The sequence below is a fragment of the Iodobacter fluviatilis genome (assembly GCF_900451195.1).
Taxonomy (GTDB): Bacteria; Pseudomonadota; Gammaproteobacteria; order Burkholderiales; family Chitinibacteraceae; genus Iodobacter; species Iodobacter fluviatilis.
This window is the reverse complement of the sequence record NZ_UGHR01000001.1, coordinates 3,184,348-3,204,734: the sequence shown is the minus strand read 5'-3', so window position 1 is coordinate 3,204,734 and position 20,387 is coordinate 3,184,348. Positions and strand designations below refer to the sequence as shown.

Annotated in this window: 8 protein-coding genes; all 8 read left to right on the top strand. The window is 52.7% G+C overall.

The features are described from left to right. Window positions 1–193: 193 nt before the first annotated feature. The 8 genes from DYD62_RS14700 to DYD62_RS14665 all read left to right on the top strand — a co-directional run bounded on the left by DYD62_RS14700 (window position 194) and on the right by DYD62_RS14665 (window position 20,372). Complete coding sequence (locus DYD62_RS14700; protein WP_115228057.1) at window positions 194–1,282, top strand: 2-aminoethylphosphonate--pyruvate transaminase; 1,089 nt, start codon at window positions 194–196, stop codon at window positions 1,280–1,282. A 190-nt stretch (window positions 1,283–1,472) separates the two neighbouring features. Then, the gene (phnX, locus tag DYD62_RS14695) at window positions 1,473–2,306 is read left to right on the top strand and encodes a phosphonoacetaldehyde hydrolase (RefSeq protein ID WP_115228056.1); all 834 of its coding nucleotides are present in this window, start codon (window positions 1,473–1,475) and stop codon (window positions 2,304–2,306) included. 191 nt (window positions 2,307–2,497) lie between these two features. Continuing rightward, window positions 2,498–3,898 (top strand): FAD-dependent oxidoreductase, encoded by a 1,401-nt coding sequence (locus DYD62_RS14690; protein WP_115228055.1) that lies wholly within the window; start codon window positions 2,498–2,500, stop codon window positions 3,896–3,898. 150 nt (window positions 3,899–4,048) lie between these two features. Continuing rightward, a complete protein-coding gene (locus tag DYD62_RS14685; protein WP_115228054.1) occupies window positions 4,049–4,708 on the top strand; it encodes an HAD family hydrolase in 660 nt (219 codons plus the stop codon). Between the two features lie 363 nt (window positions 4,709–5,071). After that, window positions 5,072–14,557: a beta strand repeat-containing protein gene (locus DYD62_RS14680; protein ID WP_115228053.1), complete on the top strand. Its 9,486-nt coding sequence runs from the start codon at window positions 5,072–5,074 to the stop codon at window positions 14,555–14,557. Window positions 14,558–14,973: 416 nt separating this feature from the next. After that, window positions 14,974–17,121 (top strand): peptidase domain-containing ABC transporter, encoded by a 2,148-nt coding sequence (locus tag DYD62_RS14675; RefSeq protein WP_115228052.1) that lies wholly within the window; start codon window positions 14,974–14,976, stop codon window positions 17,119–17,121. After that, the gene (locus tag DYD62_RS14670; RefSeq protein WP_115228051.1) at window positions 17,094–18,446 is read left to right on the top strand and encodes an HlyD family type I secretion periplasmic adaptor subunit; all 1,353 of its coding nucleotides are present in this window, start codon (window positions 17,094–17,096) and stop codon (window positions 18,444–18,446) included. Before DYD62_RS14675 ends, DYD62_RS14670 begins: the two co-directional genes overlap by 28 nt. A 54-nt stretch (window positions 18,447–18,500) precedes the next feature. Beyond that, entirely contained in the window at window positions 18,501–20,372 is a 1,872-nt protein-coding gene (locus DYD62_RS14665; RefSeq protein WP_115228050.1) for an O-linked N-acetylglucosamine transferase, SPINDLY family protein, read from the top strand. Window positions 20,373–20,387 lie beyond the last annotated feature (15 nt).

Genomic DNA, 20,387 nt, shown 5'->3' with positions numbered 1-20,387 from the left:
GAGTTCCACAGAGGAACCGAAGAATTTGATGGTTTTCTCTGTGTGCTCTGCGTACTCGTTTTACTCTGTGGTTCAAGGTTTAACGCTCTATCAAGGTGAGCTGAAGTGTCGTTGTCCACTCTGCAAAATTTATATATCCAGGCCTCGGCCATTTTTTTGTATCAAAAAATTCATCTAGACGATTGGAGTCATCATGCGTGAACCGATTTTACTCACACCCGGTCCTTTGACCACCTCGCTGGCAACTAAAGCCGCCATGCTGGTCGATTGGGGCTCTTGGGATGCTAAATTTAATGCGCTGACAGCCAGTGTGTGCGCCGATTTGCTGCGCATCGCCAACCTAGGGGATGGCTATGTTTGCGTGCCTTTACAAGGATCTGGCACGTTTGCAGTGGAGGCCGCCATTGGCAGCTTGGTGCCCAAAGATCGTGAAATCCTGGTGTTGGTGAACGGTGCTTATGGGCAAAGAATGGCCAAGATCGCTACCGTAATGGGGCGTAAGGTCAGCGTGCTGGCGGTCAGCGATGGCACGCCAGTCAGCGCTGCTGCCGTTGCTGAGGCGCTGGCAGCCAATCCGGCCATATCGCATGTGGGCATGATTCATTGTGAAACGGCGACAGGTTTACTCAATCCCGTGGCAGAAGTGGCCGCCGTGGTGCAGGCCGCTGGGCGAGCCTTGATTTTGGATTCGATGTCGGCATTTGGCGCTTTGCCGGTGGATGGTTTGCCGGTGGATGCCGTGATTTCTTCGGCCAATAAATGCCTGGAAGGCGTGCCTGGCATGGGTTTCGTGATTGTGAAGCAATCGGCCTTGGTGCAGGGGCAAAGCCCATCCTTATCGCTGGATTTATGCGATCAATTTGAATATATGCAAAAAACTGGCCAATGGCGCTTCACCCCGCCAACCCATGTGGTGGCGGCGTTTAGAGCAGCGCTCGATCAATATTGGGCAGAAGGCGGCCAGCCTGCACGTTTAGCTCGCTATCAGGCCAATGGCGATGCCCTGCTTGCGGGGATGAAAAAGCTCGGTCTGCAATCCTTTTTGCCCGCCGATTTGCAAGCGCCGATTATCTATACCTTTTTTGCGCCGCATCACCCTGGTTACGATTTTCAGCGCTTTTATCAAGCCGTTCGCGCCCGGGGCTTCTTGCTTTACCCCGGCAAACTCACCGAAGTAGAAACCTTCCGCGTGGGCTGCATCGGCGCGATTGATCAAGCAGAAATCCAGCAAGCAATTGCGGTGATTGCCGAGGTGCTGGCGGAGCTGGGGTGGTCTGATTAAGGAGCGCAAGTTTGCGTGAGCTAAACCTTGAACCACAGAGTAAAACGAGGACGCAGAGGGCCACAGCGAAAACCATTCGACACTTTATTTTCTCTGTGACCCTCTGTGCCCTCGGTGGTTCAAGATTTAGCTCTGTATCAAAACTCACTGAAGAATCTTACTCATCAGAACAATTAATCAAGGAATAAACATGAATTATCGTTACACCCGCGCTTATCTTGGCCCGATTCAGGCGGTTATTTTTGACTGGGCTGGCACCGTGCTGGATTTTGGCTCTTTTGCGCCGACTCAGGTTTTGATCGAGGCTTTTGCGGGCTTTGGGATCGAGATTTCCCTTGCTGAGGCGCGTGTGCCGATGGGGATGGCAAAGTGGGACCATATCAAAGCTTTGGGGCAATTGCCAACGGTGGCCGCACGTTGGCAGGCGAAGTTTGATCGCAGCATGACAGATGCCGATGTGGATGCACTGTACGCGGCGTTTATGCCTTTGCAGATTGCCAAGGTGGGCCAGTATTCCCTGCCAATTAACGGTGCGCTCGATGTGATGGCCGCGCTGCGTGCCAAGGGTATCAAAATTGGTAGTTGCACGGGCTACCCGCGCCAAGTGATGAATGCCTTGCTGCCGATTGCCCGCGAGCGTGGTTATGCGCCGGATTGCATCGTGGCGGCCGATGATCTAAAGGCAGGCGCGCGCCCGGGGCCCTGGATGGCATTGCAAAATGTGATCGAGCTGGCCGTGAGCGATGTGGCCGCCTGCGTGAAGGTGGACGATACCGCAGTGGGAATTGATGAGGGCTTAAATGCCGGTATGTGGACGGTAGGGCTATCGGTGACGGGTAATGAAGTGGGCTTAACTGCCGCAGAGTGGGCCGATTTAAGCACTGCCGAGCAAGCCAAAAAACGTGCCGTGGCGGTAGAAAAATTGTCACGGGCGGGGGCGCATTATGTGATCGATAGCATCGCCGATTTACTGCCGGTGTTGGCCGATATTGAAGCACGCATGGCTCGATCAGAGCGTCCTTGATCTTTGTTTGTGGATGTTTGTGGGCTTGAGTTAAATCTTGAACCACAGAGTAAAACGAGGGCACAGAGAAAACCTCTTAAAGCACTAGAAATCGCTTTCCTCTGTGAAACACTGTGACTTCTGTGGTTTAAGTCTTAGCTCCCCTCAAAAAACACGCTGAGTTTGATGTTGTATCTATTGGGAAGGCTCTAATGAGTGAATTTCGCCCCTGGTGGTTTGAGCAGGCTTTGATTAAAGAAAATTCGCAGCCAGCCGTGCCGCTCGGGCAGGATTTACAGGCTGATGTGTGCATTGTGGGTGGTGGTTATACCGGCTTATGGACGGCGATTTCGCTCAAAATGGCTAAGCCGGAATTAAGCGTGGTGGTCATCGAAAAAGACCTTTGTGGTAGCGGAGCATCGGGCCGTAATGGCGGCTGCCTGCTGACGTTGGCGACGAAGTTTTTAACACTGAAAAGGCTGTTTGGCGAGGCAGAAGCGCTGCGTATCGTTAAAGCCTCGGAAGACGCGGTTTATCAGATTGCACAATTTTGCCGCGATCATCAGATTGACGCCGAGGTGCGTGTCGATGGCACGCTCTATACCGCCACTAATACTGCTCAGCTGGGCAGTATGGATGGCGTAATGAACGAGCTGGCGCGGCATAGTGCGTCAACTTGGGTCGGCTTGCCCGAGCACGAAGTTAAACTGATGGCGGGGTCAGATTTGCATATTGCAGGGGCGTTTTCACCTGTGGGTGGGAGTGTGCAGCCAGGCTTACTGGTACGGGGTTTGGCGCGGGTGGCAAGGGCAATGGGTGTGCAGATTTTTGAAGTCACGCCGATGGAGCGCTTAATTGAAAGTGCTAGGCCGGTGGTGGTGACGGCGCATGGCAAAATCAGCGCGGGCAGGGTGGTGCTGGCGCTCAATGCCTCTATGGCGACGATGTTCCCGGCGCTCTCACGCAGCATTGCCCTGGTTTCATCCGATATGATTATCACCGAGCCTTGCCCCGATCTTTTGCAGCGCACTGGTCTTACGCGTGGTGTGGCGGTCTGTGATTCGCGTATTTTTGTGAATTACTATCGCAGTACCGCAGATGGGCGATTAATGTTGGGTAAGGGGGGGAATACCTTTGCTTATGGCAATCGGATGCTGGCTGCGTTTGATCGGCCCAGTGCTTATCAGCAGTCGCTCACTCATACCTTGAAACGATTTTTTCCTGCCTTGCAAGACGTGGCGATTGCCGCTTCATGGAATGGTCCTTCTGACCGGTCGGTAACGGGTATTCCTTTTTTTGGCCGGCTTAATCAGCATCCGCATATTTTTTATGGCTTTGGCTATTCGGGCAATGGCGTGGGGCCGACTTATCTGGGCGGACAGATTTTATCGTCCCTCGTGCTGGATGCAGATAATGAATGGACACGCAGCCCGCTGGTCACGGGCCCAAGAGGGTTTTTTCCGCCAGAGCCCATACGCTGGCTGGGAGCCAATATGGTGAGAAACGCCATTCGCCGTAAAGAAAATGCGGAAGACAGAGGCGCAAAGCCATGGTTGCTGGATTGCAAGTTGGCGGGCTTTGCCGCAGCGGCTGGAAAATCTGATAAAGCTTGAATAGTTCATTTTGAATGTATGCACGATGCAGGGCGTACCCGAGGTTTTTGCCTGTGCTTTTTTATGGGTAGCAGGTAAAAGCGCCGTATGCCAGCCACACAGCACGATCAATCAACCCCAAGCCTGTCTGAGGCGAAGCAAGGATAAGTAATGGCATTAGCAATTTTTGATTTAGACGACACTTTAATTAATGGCGACAGCGCCAGTTTGTTTCTGCGGTTTTTGGTAGATAAAGGGCTTGCCGATACCAGTATGCTGGCCAAAGAAGCAGAGCTGATGCAGGCATACCATCTGGGGCTTTTGCGAATGGAGGACTATATGTCTTTTACCTTGCAGGCTTTAAAAGGGCGTTCAGTTGATGAGGTGAGGCGGTGGGTGGCTGTTTTTATTGAGCAAATGATTGCCCCTATCGTGTTTGCAGAGGCGCGGCAGGTCATCGAAAAGCACCGTGCTGAGGGCAACAGGGTGCTGATTATTTCTGCAACAGGTGAGCATATTGTTGGCCCTGTAGCCCGCTTTTTGGGTGTGGCGGATTACCTTGCTATCGGCCTTGAGGATGAGTCGGGTTTATATACTGGGCAGACAAAGGGAGTGTTGACTTACCAGCAGGGCAAGGTGCTGCGATTGCATGATTGGCTGCAGCAAGAGGGTGAAGTTCTGGTAGGCAGTACGGGCTATAGCGACTCAAGAAATGATTTGCCACTGTTGCGGGCGGTTGAGCACGCTTGTGTGGTGAACCCCGATTCTGTTTTGTGCAATCTTGCCGCGGAAGAAGGATGGAAAATCTTACGATGGTGTAATGTTTTGTAAGTAAGCGGAGTGTGGTGTGCTTTTTTGTGATTGTGGTCACATTTAAGCCATTGATCTGCTTGCTGTGGTGGTTTTGTTGAATTAATGGTGATTTTTGGAGCAAAATCAAAAGCATAGCGGGGGTTTGTGGTTTTTTTGCCGATTAAATTATGTAAGAAAATAAGCATTTAATTGTGCTAAAGTTACCTTTATTTTTGTCGATAGATGTGGTTAGTGATGGTATTTGTTGCTTGTTTAAATAAAAATCACATTTTTATAAATAAGTAAACAATATTTCTTGTAAGCTTTTGTGGAAAATTAGAGCGTAAATACAGTGCCTAAGTCTGCAATTGTGGTTTGAAGTCACTCTTCAGGAAGAAAAAAATGAGCTATATCACTGCACTGTCGACGGCACAGGTTGCTGCACTGACAACCCAGCAAATCGCTGGATTTACGACCGCAGATATAGCGGAATTTTCTACCAGCCAGTTTGCAGCGTTAACTACCGCGCAGATTGTGGTGCTGACCACTTCGCAAATTAACCGAGGCTTAACCACCGATCAGGTTGTGGCGCTCACCACGGCCCAAGCACAAGTCCTGACCACGCGCCAGATTGCCGCCCTGACAAGTACAAACGTTGCGGCCCTTGAAACGCGCGATCTTATTGTATTGAGTACATCCGGCATTGCCTCGCTCTCTAGTTCGCAAGCCAGAGCATTGACCACTGCTCAGGTTAATAATCTGACCACAGACCAGGTTGTTGCCCTGACTACCACGGTTGTAGGTTCTGGATTCAGTACGGATCAAATTGTTGCTTTAAGTACGGCACAGGCGGCCGTACTCACTTCACGTCAGGTTGCGGCGCTTTCTACTGCCAATATTGCCGCGCTCGAAACCCGTGATTTAGCCGTGATCAGCACGCAAGGTGTGGCGGTCTTGTCGAGCGCACAAGTCAGAGCGCTGACCACTGATCAGATCGCTAATTTAACGACAGATCAGGTAGTAAACCTGAATACATCGTCTTTAAGTGGCCTAACGACGGATCAGGTGGTTGCCTTGACGACAGCCCAGGCCACCGAGCTGACTTCCCGCCAGGTGGCCGCACTCTCAACCACAAATATTGCTGCACTGGAAACAAGGGATGTGGCCGTACTGACCACAACATCCGTAGCGGCGATGACCACCAGCCAGGTTAGGGCACTGACCAGTGATCAGGCGGTTGCATTAACCACCGATCAGGCCGCAACACTGTCTTCATCGCAGATTGCCGCACTGTCCACCGGCAGCGTGGCAGCGCTTGAAACACGCGATGTAGTGGTGCTCAGAACAAGTGGGATTGCTGTTTTAAATACGGCGCAAATTAATGTCATGACCACTGCCCAAGTGGCTAATCTGACGACCGATCAGGTAGTGGCGCTGAATACGGCGGCGTTTTCAAGCGGGCTGACAACCGATCAGGTGGTCGCCCTGACCACGGCACAGGCTGCGGTGCTGACTACCCGGCAGGTGGTAGCTCTCTCCACTAATAATGTGGCCGCGCTGGAAACCCGTGATCTGGTAGTACTGAGTACTGCGGATGTTGCTGTTTTGTCCAGTACGCAAACCAGAGTGCTGACTACCGCTCAGGTTAATAACCTCACCACCGATCAGGTGGTTGCCTTAACGACCAGTGCAATAGGCAGTGGTTTAACCACCGATCAGGTGGTTGCTTTAAGCACTGCACAGGCTGCTGTTTTAACCACACGCCAGGTGGCTGCACTTTCTACTACCAATATTGCCGCGCTCGAAACCCGTGATTTAGCCGTGATCAGCACGCAAGGCGTGGCGGTCTTGTCCAGCGCACAGATCAGGGCCTTAACGACGGATCAGGTTGCTAATTTAACAACAGATCAGGCCGTGAATATCAGTACTACCGCGCTGGGTGGTTTAACTACCGATCAGGTTGTGGCGCTGACGACAGCCCAAGCCACCGAGCTGACTTCCCGCCAAGTTGCTGCACTCTCAACCACAAATATTGCCGCACTGGAAACACGGGATGTGGCCGTACTGACCACAACATCCGTAGCGGCCATGCTGACCAGTCAGGTCAGGGCGCTGACCAGTGATCAGGCGGTTGCATTAACCACCGATCAGGCCGCGACGTTGTCTTCATCGCAGATTGCCGCACTGTCCACCGGCAGCGTAGCCGCCCTTGAAACTCGCGATTTAGTGGTCCTGAGAACCAGCGGCATTGCGGTGCTGAATACTGCACAAGTGAATGTCATGACCACTGCCCAAGTGGCTAATCTGACGACCGATCAGGTAGTGGCGCTGAATACGGCGGCGTTTTCAAGCGGGCTGACGACCGATCAGGTGGTCGCCCTGACCACGGCACAGGCTGCGGTGCTGACTACCCGGCAGGTGGCGGCTCTCTCCACTAATAATGTGGCCGCGCTGGAAACCCGTGATCTGGTGGTGCTGAGTACTGCGGATGTTGCTGTTTTGTCCAGTACGCAAGCCAGAGTGCTGACTACCGCTCAGGTTAGTAACCTCACCACCGATCAGGTGGTTGCCTTAACGACCAGTGCAATAGGCAGTGGTTTAACCACCGATCAGGTGGTTGCTTTAAGCACTGCACAGGCTGCCGTTTTAACCACACGCCAGGTGGCTGCACTTTCTACTACCAATATTGCCGCGCTCGAAACCCGTGATTTAGCCGTGGTCAGCACGCAAGGCGTGGCGGTCTTGTCCAGCACACAGATTAGGGCCTTAACGACGGATCAAGTTGCTAATTTAACAACAGATCAGGCCGTGAATATCAGTACTACCGCGCTGGGTGGTTTAACTACCGATCAGGTTGTGGCGCTGACGACAGCCCAAGCCACCGAGCTGACTTCCCGTCAGGTGGCTGCACTCTCAACCACAAATATTGCCGCACTGGAAACAAGGGATGTGGCCGTACTGACCACAACATCAGTAGCGGCCATGCTGACCAGCCAGGTCAGGGCGCTGACCAGTGATCAGGCGGTTGCATTAACCACCGATCAGGCCGCAACACTGTCTTCATCGCAGATTGCCGCACTGTCCACCGGCAGCGTAGCAGCCCTTGAAACTCGCGATGTAGTGGTGCTGAGAACCAGCGGTATTGCGGTGCTGAATACTGCACAAGTGAATGTCATGACCACCGCCCAAGTGGCTAATCTGACTACCGATCAGGTAGTGGCGCTGAATACGGCGGCGTTTTCAAGCGGGCTGACGACCGATCAGGTGGTCGCCCTGACCACGGCCCAAGCTGCGGTGCTGACTACCCGGCAGGTGGCGGCTCTCTCCACTAATAATGTGGCCGCGCTGGAAACCCGTGATCTTGCTGTTGTCACTACCTTGCCGGTTACCGTGCTTTCAAGTAATCAAGTCAGAGCCTTAACGACGGCACAAGTGGCTAATTTAACAACCGATCAGGCGGTTCAATTAACAACCGCATCTCTCTTGGGCCTGACAACAGATCAAATTGCTGCGCTGACTACTGCACAAGCTGCCGCTTTGACTTCACGTCAGGTGGCGGCTCTCACCACCACCAATATCGCCGCTCTTGAAACACGCGATCTGGCGGTGATCAGTACGCTGGCAATTGCTGCACTCTCCAGTGCGCAGGTTAAAGCGCTGACCACCGATCAAGTGGCGAATCTGACCACCGACCAGGTCATTAGTCTCACCACCAGCTCGCTGGCGGGTCTGACCACTGATCAGGCTGTGGCATTGACCACCGCGCAGGCTATCGAGCTGACATCGCGTCAGGTCGCGGCCCTCTCCACCAACAATATTGCCGCCCTAGAAACTCGCGATCTGGCTGTACTGACTACCACGGCAGTTGCTGCGATGACCACCAGTCAAGTACGAGCCCTGACCACGGATCAAACCGTGGCGCTGACCACGGATCAGGCCGCCACACTGTCTTCATCACAAATTGCGGCGCTCTCGACCAACAGCATCGCCGCCCTTGAAACTCGCGATTTAGTGGTCCTGAGAACCAGCGGTATTGCTGCACTGAATACTGCGCAAGTGAATGTACTGACGACCGCACAAGTCGCGAATCTCACCACCGACCAAGTGGTTGCCCTGAGCACGGCTGCAGTGGCCAGTGGCTTTACCACCGATCAGGTGGTAGCACTGACGACGGCCCAGGCTGCAGTGCTGACCACCCGCCAAGTGGCTGCGCTCTCCACCAACAGCATGGCTGCGCTGGAAACCCGCGACTTAGCGGTGATCAGCACAGCAGGGATTGCGGTACTGTCGAGCAATCAGATTAAAGCGCTGACCACCGCGCAAGTTGCCACCCTGACCACCGACCAGACATTGGTCCTGACCACCGGCTCACTGCTGGGCCTCACCACCGATCAGGCTGCGGCATTGACCACCGCCCAAGCCGCCATCCTGACATCCCGTCAGGTGGCTGCGCTGAGCACAACCAATATCGCCGCTCTTGAAACACGCGATCTGGCCGTGATCAGTACACTGGCGATTGCAGCACTCTCTAGTGCGCAGGTTAAAGCGCTGACCACCGATCAAGTGGCGAATCTGACCACCGACCAAGTTATTAGTCTCACCACCAGCTCGTTGGCGGGGCTGACCACTGATCAGGCTGTGGCATTGACGACCGCACAGGCTATCGAGCTGACATCGCGTCAGGTTGCGGCCCTCTCCACCAACAATATTGCCGCCCTAGAAACCCGCGATCTGGCGGTACTGACTACCACCGCGGTTGCTGCGATGACCACCAGCCAGGTACGAGCCCTGACCACGGATCAAACCGTAGCGCTGACCACGGATCAGGCCGCCACACTGTCTTCATCACAAATTGCCGCACTGTCCACCGGCAGCGTAGCCGCCCTTGAAACTCGCGATTTAGTGGTCCTGAGAACCAGCGGTATTGCTGCACTGAATACTGCGCAAGTGAATGTACTGACGACCGCACAGGTCGCGAATCTCACCACTGACCAAGTGGTTGCCCTGAGCACGGCCGCAGTGGCCAGTGGCTTCACCACCGATCAGGTGGTGGCACTGACGACGGCCCAGGCTGCGGTGCTGACCACCCGCCAAGTGGCTGCACTCTCCACCAACAGCATGGCTGCGCTGGAAACCCGCGACTTAGCGGTGATCAGCACAGCAGGGATTGCGGTACTGTCGAGCAATCAGATTAAAGCGCTGACCACCGCGCAAGTTGCCACCCTGACCACCGACCAGACATTGGTCCTGACCACCGGCTCACTGTTGGGGCTCACCACCGATCAGGCTGCGGCACTGACGACTGCCCAAGCCGCCATTCTGACATCCCGTCAGGTGGCTGCGCTGAGCACCACCAATATCGCGGCCCTTGAAACACGCGATCTGGCTGTGATCAGTACACTGGCGATTGCTGCACTCTCCAGTGCGCAAGTGAAAGCGCTGACCACCGATCAAGTGGCGAATCTGACCACCGACCAGGTCATTAGTCTCACTACCAGCTCGCTGGCGGGTCTGACCACTGATCAGGCTGTGGCATTGACGACCGCACAGGCTATCGAGCTGACTTCCCGTCAGGTTGCGGCACTGTCCACCAACAATATTGCCGCCCTAGAAACCCGCGATCTGGCGGTACTGACTACCACCGCGGTTGCTGCGATGACCACCAGCCAGGTACGAGCCCTGACCACGGATCAAACCGTAGCGCTGACCACGGATCAGGCCGCCACACTGTCTTCATCACAAATTGCCGCACTGTCCACCGGCAGCGTAGCCGCCCTTGAAACTCGCGATTTAGTGGTCCTGAGAACCAGCGGTATTGCCGCACTGAATACTGCGCAAGTGAATGTACTGACGACCGCACAGGTCGCGAATCTCACCACCGACCAAGTGGTTGCTCTGAGTACGGCCGCGGTGGCCAGTGGCTTTACTACCGATCAGGTGGTGGCACTGACGACGGCCCAGGCTGCAGTGCTGACCACCCGCCAAGTGGCTGCACTTTCCACCAACAGCATGGCTGCGCTGGAAACCCGCGACTTAGCGGTGATCAGCACAGCAGGGATTGCGGTACTGTCGAGCAATCAGATTAAAGCGCTAACCACCGCGCAAGTTGCTACCCTGACCACCGACCAGACATTGGTCCTGACCACCGGCTCACTGCTGGGCCTCACCACCGATCAGGCTGCGGCATTGACCACCGCCCAAGCCGCCATTCTGACATCCCGTCAGGTGGCTGCGCTGAGCACCACCAATATCGCCGCTCTTGAAACACGCGATCTGGCCGTGATCAGTACACTGGCGATTGCAGCACTCTCTAGTGCGCAGGTTAAAGCGCTGACCACCGATCAAGTGGCGAATCTGACCACCGACCAAGTTATTAGTCTCACCACCAGCTCGTTGGCGGGGCTGACCACTGATCAGGCTGTGGCATTGACGACCGCACAGGCTATCGAGCTGACATCGCGTCAGGTTGCGGCCCTCTCCACCAACAATATTGCCGCCCTAGAAACCCGCGATCTGGCGGTACTGACTACCACCGCGGTTGCTGCGATGACCACCAGCCAGGTACGAGCCCTGACCACGGATCAAACCGTAGCGCTGACCACGGATCAGGCCGCCACACTGTCTTCATCACAAATTGCCGCACTGTCCACCGGCAGCGTAGCCGCCCTTGAAACTCGCGATTTAGTGGTCCTGAGAACCAGCGGTATTGCTGCACTGAATACTGCGCAAGTGAATGTACTGACGACCGCACAGGTCGCGAATCTCACCACTGACCAAGTGGTTGCCCTGAGCACGGCCGCAGTGGCCAGTGGCTTCACCACCGATCAGGTGGTGGCACTGACGACGGCCCAGGCTGCGGTGCTGACCACCCGCCAAGTGGCTGCACTCTCCACCAACAGCATGGCTGCGCTGGAAACCCGCGACTTAGCGGTGATCAGCACAGCAGGGATTGCGGTACTGTCGAGCAATCAGATTAAAGCGCTGACCACCGCGCAAGTTGCCACCCTGACCACCGACCAGACATTGGTCCTGACCACCGGCTCACTGTTGGGGCTCACCACCGATCAGGCTGCGGCACTGACGACTGCCCAAGCCGCCATTCTGACATCCCGTCAGGTGGCTGCGCTGAGCACCACCAATATCGCGGCCCTTGAAACACGCGATCTGGCTGTGATCAGTACACTGGCGATTGCTGCACTCTCCAGTGCGCAAGTGAAAGCGCTGACCACCGATCAAGTGGCGAATCTGACCACCGACCAGGTCATTAGTCTCACTACCAGCTCGCTGGCGGGTCTGACCACTGATCAGGCTGTGGCATTGACGACCGCACAGGCTATCGAGCTGACTTCCCGTCAGGTTGCGGCACTGTCCACCAACAATATTGCCGCCCTAGAAACCCGCGATCTGGCGGTACTGACTACCACCGCGGTTGCTGCGATGACCACCAGCCAAGTACGAGCACTGACCACGGATCAAACCGTGGCGCTGACCACGGATCAGGCCGCCACACTGTCTTCATCACAAATTGCGGCGCTCTCGACCAACAGCATCGCCGCCCTTGAAACTCGCGATTTAGTGGTCCTGAGAACCAGCGGTATTGCTGCACTGAATACTGCGCAAGTGAATGTACTGACGACCGCACAAGTTGCGAATCTCACCACCGACCAAGTGGTTGCCCTGAGCACGGCCGCGGTGGCCAGTGGCTTTACCACCGATCAGGTGGTGGCACTGACGACGGCCCAGGCTGCGGTGCTGACTACCCGCCAAGTGGCTGCACTCTCCACCAACAGCATGGCTGCGCTGGAAACCCGCGACTTAGCGGTGATCAGCACAGCAGGGATTGCGGTACTGTCGAGCAATCAGATTAAAGCGCTAACCACCGCGCAAGTTGCTACCCTGACCACCGACCAGACATTGGTCCTGACCACCGGTTCACTGCTGGGCCTCACCACCGATCAGGCTGCGGCATTGACCACCGCCCAAGCCGCCATCCTGACATCCCGTCAGGTGGCTGCGCTGAGCACCACCAATATCGCGGCCCTTGAAACACGCGATCTGGCTGTGATCAGTACACTGGCGATTGCTGCACTCTCCAGTGCGCAAGTGAAAGCGCTGACCACCGATCAAGTGGCGAATCTGACCACCGACCAGGTCATTAGTCTCACTACCAGCTCGCTGGCGGGTCTGACCACTGATCAGGCTGTGGCATTGACGACCGCGCAGGCTATCGAGCTGACTTCCCGTCAAGTTGCGGCCCTCTCCACCAACAATATTGCCGCCCTAGAAACTCGCGATCTGGCGGTACTGACCACCACAGCCGTGGCGGCCATGACCAGCAATCAGGTGCGTGCGCTGACCAGCGATCAGGCGGTTGCCCTGACCACGGACCAAGCCGCTATCTTGTCGTCCTCGCAAATTGCGGCGCTCTCGACCAACAGCATCGCTGCGCTTGAAACCCGCGACGTGGTTGTGCTGAGCACCAAGGGGATTGCCGCACTGAATACCGCGCAAGTGAATGCAATGACTACGGCTCAGGTTGCCAAGTTGACAACCGATCAGGTCGTCGCATTAACATCGGCCAGCCTTGCTACCGGGTTTACTACGGATCAGATTGTGGCACTGACTGCGCTGCAAGCGGCTGTACTGAGCTCGAATCAAGTGGCAGCATTGTCATCGACCAATATTGCTGCACTGGAAACAACTGATCTGGCGGCCTTAATCACCACATCTTTTGTTGGGCTTACTACCAAACAAATGGGGGCGTTAACAACAGCTCAGGCGGTTGCGCTGACTTCTGATCAGGCTTCGGTATTGAATTCTGCTCAGGTTGCTGCGTTGTCGACCAATAGTGTGGCTGCTCTGGAAACCTCTGATCTGGTTATGTTAACGACCAGAGCGATTGCCGCGCTGACTACTCAGCAAATTATTGTGCTTGGCACGAACCAGATTCAGGCATTAACAACCAATCAGGTTGCGGCAATTACCACGACGCAAGTGATGCAAATGACTACGTCGCAGATTCAGGCCTTTACGACGGATCAGATTTCTCATCTGGCCTTGGGTAGCCCGCTGATTCTTGATTTGAACAAGAATGGGAAGGTAGATACCTTAAGCATTGCGGGTGGCGTGAAGTTTGATTTGTTTGCCTCGGGTGAAAAAATCAATACGGGCTGGGTAGGCAGCGGAGATGGTCTGCTGGTCATGGATCGCAATCACGATGGTGTGATTAACGATGGTAAAGAGCTGTTTGGTACATCAACGTTACTGAGCTCAGGTGAAAAAGCGGCTGATGGTTATGCTGCACTGGCCGGGCTGGATAGTAATCAAGATGGCACGGTTGATGTTAAGGACGATGGCTTTAATGATCTGCGTGTTTGGCTGGATGAAAACGCTGATGGTATAAGCCAGACATCAGAGCTGAAAACACTCGCGTCGCTTGATATTGCCAAACTAAATCTGGATGTGAGCAAAACAGCAGAAAAAGATAACGGCAATTTTGTAGGGCTGAAATCTACTTATCAAAGCACCGATGGATCCAGTCATGCTGCTGCCGACGTCTGGTTTGTGGCGGATAACCCGGCTACCGCAGCAGCACCGGATATGCGCTCTAAAGTGGTTGATTTAGTGCAGGCTATTTCTGCCTTTGAAGAAGGAGAGAAACAAGCCGCTGCGGGTGTGGGGGTATTGAAAGATCAATTGCCTGCCGATGCCAGCCTCACGCTGGTCTCTGCTGATCATGTAGGGCAAATGACCGATCTGCTGAAGCAATTTGATGCCAACGGCAAATTGATTGAATCTGCCGGTGATTCTCTGGTCTCGGCCGAGCAGAAACTACACTTAAATGGCCTTGGCCGTGCAGGCGATGCGGGTATTCTAGCGGTGAAGTAAACATTGCCAGTGGCTTAAATCAGGCAAATTAAACGGGTAGGGCGAAGTGGCCTTGCCCGTTTTTTTCCGCTCTTTTACTGAAAGCCCGCTGATTTTCTATTCCTGACTGGCTTGGCTAAGCGGTATGCGCATAGTTAATGAGTGGGAAGAATGAAGTGCCAGCTATTTAGGCCGCGTACAGAATGATCAGAATCCTTCAAATATTTACTGTGTGCAAAAGGGCGATCTGGCACAGTGGAATTTCTTGGTAGGCGTCGCTCATTTAATCAAAGACTCTCTGATGTGTTGTTAAATATTTAATCTATTCAAAAATTAATCGCGTATTACATTTGCTGCGTTATACTCAATAAAAATAGTTAAATGATAAAAATCATTGTTTATTTTATCCCCTCTTTATATAAAGACTATTTTTTATAATGTCGGATAAACCACTGCATACTGTTATTCAGTGCTTGGCTGCGATTGCCCAGCACCATGGTTTACAGATCAATCCGGAGCGCCTGATTGATGAATATGCTTTGGGAAATGAAGAACCGGCTAATTCCGTACTTCTGCGTATTGCCAATGATATCGGCTTAAAAGCCAGAAGCGACAAGCTGACTTGGGCGGGCTTAATTGCTCAGGTTGGGGTTTTTCCTTTGATTGCGCGCACCAGCTTTGATCATGCGGTGATCGTGGTGGGTATTCGCCCCGATGGTGAAGGGGGGAATAAAATTGCACTGATTGATCCTGCCGCCAGCCAGTCTGAAGTATTACTGGAGGATCAAGCCACCTTTTGCAGCCGCTGGGCTGGCGAGGTGTTTTTTGCCAAGCGCGAGCATAAGCTGGCAGACCCGAATCAACCCTTTGGATTAACTTGGTTTCTGCCGGAAATTGCCAAGCAAAAAAGCGCTTTTCGCGATATTTTTATTGCCGCCGTGGTAATGCAATTGTTATCACTGGCTTCTCCTGTTTTCTTTCAGCTTGTTATTGATAAAGTATTAACACATCAAAGTGTTTCTACCCTTTGGGTGCTTGCCGCCGGAATTGTGCTGGCGTTGTTGTTTGATACAACTTTCGGTTTTTTACGTCAGATTCTCACTTTGGCCGCTACAAATAAAATTGATATGCGCCTTACCCGGCGGGTGTTCGGGCACTTGCTTTCCTTGCCTATTGATTATTTTGAGAGTAATTCGGCGGGGGTGGTTTCCCGGCATATGCAGCAATTAGAAAAAATCCGTAGTTTTCTGACCGGCAGATTGTTTTTTACCGGCCTTGATTTAATTTCACTGCTTATTTTTCTGCCTGTTTTATTTTCTTATTCAAGCAAGCTATCCATGATCGTATTGTTATTTACCGCCATGATTGCCAGCATTGTTGCGGCGATGGTGCCTACATATCAGCGGCGTTTAAATAATCTTTATTCGGCCGAAGGCCAGCGGCAAGCCATGATGGTGGAAACCATACATGGTATGCGCACCGTAAAAGCCTTGGCGATTGAGCCCAAGCAGCGCCGCACATGGGATCAGCTATCGGCAGAAGCCATTACCCTGCATTTTAAAGTGGGGCAGATATCGATTATTGGGAATGCAATTACTGATTTTTTAGGCAAATTATTGCCTGTGGTGGTGATTGTGATCGGTGCACAGGATGTGTTTGATCAAACCTTAACGGTGGGGGCGCTGATTGCATTTCAAATGATGTCCAGCCGGGTTGTTCAGCCGCTGATTGCCATTGTGGGCCTTGTGAATGAATACCAGGAAACCGCTTTATCAGTCAGGATGATGGGCGAAGTCATGAATCGCCCGCCTGAGGGCCGGGTTGGTGCGGGTGGCTTGCGGCCACAATTAGTTGGTGAAATTGTGTTTGATGAAGTGAGCTTTCGCTACCCAGGTGCAACTGCGACTGCACTTAATAGTGCCAGCTTTACGATTCCCTCTGGTGCGGTGGTGGGTATTGTCGGGCGCAGCGGCTCTGGCAAAACCACCGTTACCAAGCTGATCCAGGGGCTGTATGCCTTGCAGGGAGGGATTATCCGTTTTGATGGTATGGATGCGCGTGAAATAGAGCTATCCCATTTAAGGCGGCAGATTGGTGTGGTTTTGCAGGAAAACTTTCTGTTTCGCGGCACTGTCCGGCAAAACCTAGTGGTGACCAAGCCCGATGCCTCGCTTGAAGAAATTGTTGCCGCAGCAGAGGCCGCAGGGGCCGATGAATTTATCGAGCGTATGCCGCAGGGCTACGACACCATGCTGGAAGAAAACGCCTCTAATTTATCCGGCGGACAAAAGCAGCGTTTATCCATTGCCCGCTCGCTGCTAGCCAAGCCCCGTGTTTTGATTTTGGATGAAGCGGCCAGCGCATTAGACCCGGAAAGCGAGGCTATTTTTATCCGTAATTTATCCAAGATCGCCGTGGGCCGTACGGTGATTATGATTTCCCACCGTCTGTCCACGCTGGTCAATGCGCACACTATACTGGTGATGCAGCAAGGCCAGCTGATGGATAGCGGCCGTCACGAAGAACTCTTAACCCGCTGTGAGACATACCAACATCTATGGCATCAGCAAACAAGCCACCTGTAGAGAAAAAAGGCAAGAAAGAATCGGCTGCGGTCGATTTCCTGCCTGATGCCGATGAAATCGAGCAGCGGCAACTGCCGTTTTATGTGCGCAGCACCATGCTGGTTTTATTGATTTCCTTTATCAGCTTTTTGCTATGGGCCAATTTTTCTGAAGTAGAGCAAGTGGTGGTGGCACAGGGGCGCTTGGTGAATCCATCGCCTAATATTGTGGTTCAGCCTTTTGAAACATCGATTATTCAGCGCATTGAAGTGCGTGTTGGGCAGGTGGTGCGTAAGGGCCAGCTTTTAGCCACGCTCGATCCCACTTTTGCGCAAGCAGATGATGCCCAGCTGCGGGCACGCTTACAAAGCCTAGAAACACAGATTGCCAGCTTACAGGCCGAGCTGACGGGCAAATCCAAAAGCAATACCAGTACCGATGCCGATACTGTTTTGCAGTCTCAGATTCTGAATGAGCGGCAAGCAAACTTCAGGGCGCAATCGGCCAAAATTGAGCAAAACCTTGCCCGGCTGGGGGCCTCGCTGCAGTCTAACCGTCATGATTTTCAGGTTTTATCCAAACGCCTGAAATCAATGGTAGAAATCGAAGCCATGCAGGAAAAAGCCGCCGCACAGCAATACGATTCCAAGCTGCGTTTGCTTGAAGTGCGGGACCGGCGCTTAGAAATCGAACGGGATTTAGGCTTGGTGCAAAATAAAGAGCTTGAGCTGCTTAAAGAGCAGGGTGCTTTACACGCTGAAAAAATGGCTTTTGCCAATGGCTGGCGGCAAAAAGTAATGGAAGACATGCTGGCCGCCACGCGTGAGCGCGATACCCTGAACGAGCAATTACAAAAATCGGACCGTAGGCGGCAAATGGTTTCGCTGGTTTCACCTGTGGATGCTGTGGTACTTGATATTGCCAAGCTGTCTCAGGGCTCTGTTTTAAAAGAAGCAGAACAGATGTTTACCCTGGTCCCTTTGGGTGCGGTGCTGGAAGTTGAAGCCAAAATTGATTCGCTGGATATTGGCTATATTAAAGAAGGCGATCCGGTGCATATGAAGCTGGATGCCTTTCCTTTTCAAAAGCACGGCATGTTAGAGGGAAAGGTACGCACCATTAGCGAAGATTCTTTTCGCAATGAAACGGCCCCGCGTGGCGCAGATGCTTTTTATATCAGCCATATTAATTTAGGGCCAAATAAGCTAAAAATGATGACAGGTAAATCACGCTTATTACCCGGCATGACGCTTTCTGCTGAAATTGTTGTGGGTAAGCGCTCAGTGATTTCCTATTTAATCTGGCCGCTAACCAAGGCAATGGGCGAGGCAATCAGAGAGCCTTAATCGTGGGTCTTGTATTTTATCTATCCGTATTCTTTTGCTAAAAAGAGCATAACAATGCCTGTTGCTGACAAACTGATCCAAGCCATTGAATTACAAAATAAGGGAGAGATTGCTGCTGCAGGTAAGGTTTTTATTGAGATTCTGGATGAAGATCCAAATAATGCCGCAGCCCTTTATTCCTTAGGACTGATTGCGCTTAATTCGGGTGATGCTTCTTTGGCATTGCAGCTATGCGAGCGTGGTGTGAATGCAGCACCACAATTTGCACCCTTAAGATATTTACACGGCTCTATCTTACAGGGCATGGGAAATCGGGAAGGTGCACTTAAAAGCTTTGATCTGGCTTTGGAAATTCAGCCCGATGATGTCAGCGTATTACTTAATAGCGGCGTATTGCTCAGAAATATGTACCGGCATTTAGAAGCTCTGGAAAGATTTCAGCGGATATTAAGAATTAACCCGGATCATGTGGCTGCGCTTGGCAATAGCGGTATTTTACTGACCGAATTTAAGCAAAGTGAGCAAGCCATTGCGATATTTCAGCGGCTGATTCAAATTGACCCCTCCTATAATTATGGTCTGGGCCTGTTATTTTACGAGCGCATGCATATTTGCGACTGGGCAGATTTTAATTTGCTCACGCAACAGATTGTCGATGGTATTCGTAAAGGCGAGCGTACGTGTAAATCGCTGGCCTTTATGTCGGCCTCTGATAACGCGGCAGATCATTTACTGGCCGCTAAAATATTTGCTGATCAATATTGCCCTAAAAATGCCAAATCCCTTTGGCAAGGGGAACGATACCGGCATAAGAAAATAAAATTAGTATATTTATCGCCTGATTTACGCGAGCACCCGGTGGGCCATTTGATGGCAGGGGTGTTTGAACACCATGATAAATCTCGTTTTGAAACAATAGCGATTTCACTCGGTATTGACGATCAGAGCCGCTTGCGCGCACGAATGATTAAAGCCTTTGATCAGTTTATTGATGTGCGGGAAATGGGCTCGGAGCAGGTGGCTCAAATGCTGCGCGATATGGAAGCCGATATTATTGTGGATTTAGGAGGATATACCTCGGATACCCGCAGCGATATTTTGGCCTTTAGGCCCGCCCCTATCCAAGTGAATTACCTTGGCTATCCTGGCACCATGGGTACAGATTATATTGATTATATTATTGCCGACCGCTTTATTATTCCGCCGGAGCAGCAGCAGTATTACACCGAAAAAGTGGTGTATTTACCAGATACCTATTTGCCAACCGACAGTAGCGTTCAGATTGCCGATCGCACCCCCACGCGCAGCGAATGTGGCTTGCCCGATAGTGGCATTGTGTTTTGCTCCTTTAGCCATGATTACAAAATCTCACCGGCCGTATTTGATGTCTGGATGCGGCTGCTTACAAAAGTACCGGGCAGCGTACTCTGGCTGATGTCACGCGGGGATGCATCGCAGCGTAATTTGCGTAAAGAGGCCGTGGCAAGGGGAGTAGACCCAGACCGGCTAGTATTTGCCAGCCGGGTGCCGCTGGTGGAAGACCATCTGGCACGCTATCGCCAGGCTGATATTTTCTTAGATACCCATCCCTACAATGCCCACACCACCGCCGCCGATGCCCTGATGGCCGGCTTGCCTGTGGTTACTTATATGGGGAATTCCTTCCCGTCCCGGGTGGCTGGCAGCCTGCTGAATGCGATTGGCCTGCCAGAATTGATTACCCATTCATTAGCGGAATACGAGGCAAAAATTCTGGCGCTGGCTTTGGATGCTAGGCAATTACATGCCCTGAAACAGAAATTAAAAGAGCATAAGGCAAGCTTTGCCCTGTTTGATACTGAAGGGCTTTGTAAAAATCTGGAAAACAACTATATCGCTATGTGGCGGGCTCAGCAGCTGGGTGAATTTAAAGATGAATTAAGCTGATGAGCACTATAGTGA

What these genes read in the sequence shown, in the direction of transcription:
- DYD62_RS14700 (WP_115228057.1), top strand. Translation starts at nt 194, where the DNA reads ATGCGTGAACCGATTTTACTCACACCCGGTCCTTTGACCACCTCGCTG.
- phnX (WP_115228056.1), top strand. Translation starts at nt 1,473, where the DNA reads ATGAATTATCGTTACACCCGCGCTTATCTTGGCCCGATTCAGGCGGTT.
- DYD62_RS14690 (WP_115228055.1), top strand. Translation starts at nt 2,498, where the DNA reads ATGAGTGAATTTCGCCCCTGGTGGTTTGAGCAGGCTTTGATTAAAGAA.
- DYD62_RS14685 (WP_115228054.1), top strand. Translation starts at nt 4,049, where the DNA reads ATGGCATTAGCAATTTTTGATTTAGACGACACTTTAATTAATGGCGAC.
- DYD62_RS14680 (WP_115228053.1), top strand. Translation starts at nt 5,072, where the DNA reads ATGAGCTATATCACTGCACTGTCGACGGCACAGGTTGCTGCACTGACA.
- DYD62_RS14675 (WP_115228052.1), top strand. Translation starts at nt 14,974, where the DNA reads ATGTCGGATAAACCACTGCATACTGTTATTCAGTGCTTGGCTGCGATT.
- DYD62_RS14670 (WP_115228051.1), top strand. Translation starts at nt 17,094, where the DNA reads ATGGCATCAGCAAACAAGCCACCTGTAGAGAAAAAAGGCAAGAAAGAA.
- DYD62_RS14665 (WP_115228050.1), top strand. Translation starts at nt 18,501, where the DNA reads ATGCCTGTTGCTGACAAACTGATCCAAGCCATTGAATTACAAAATAAG.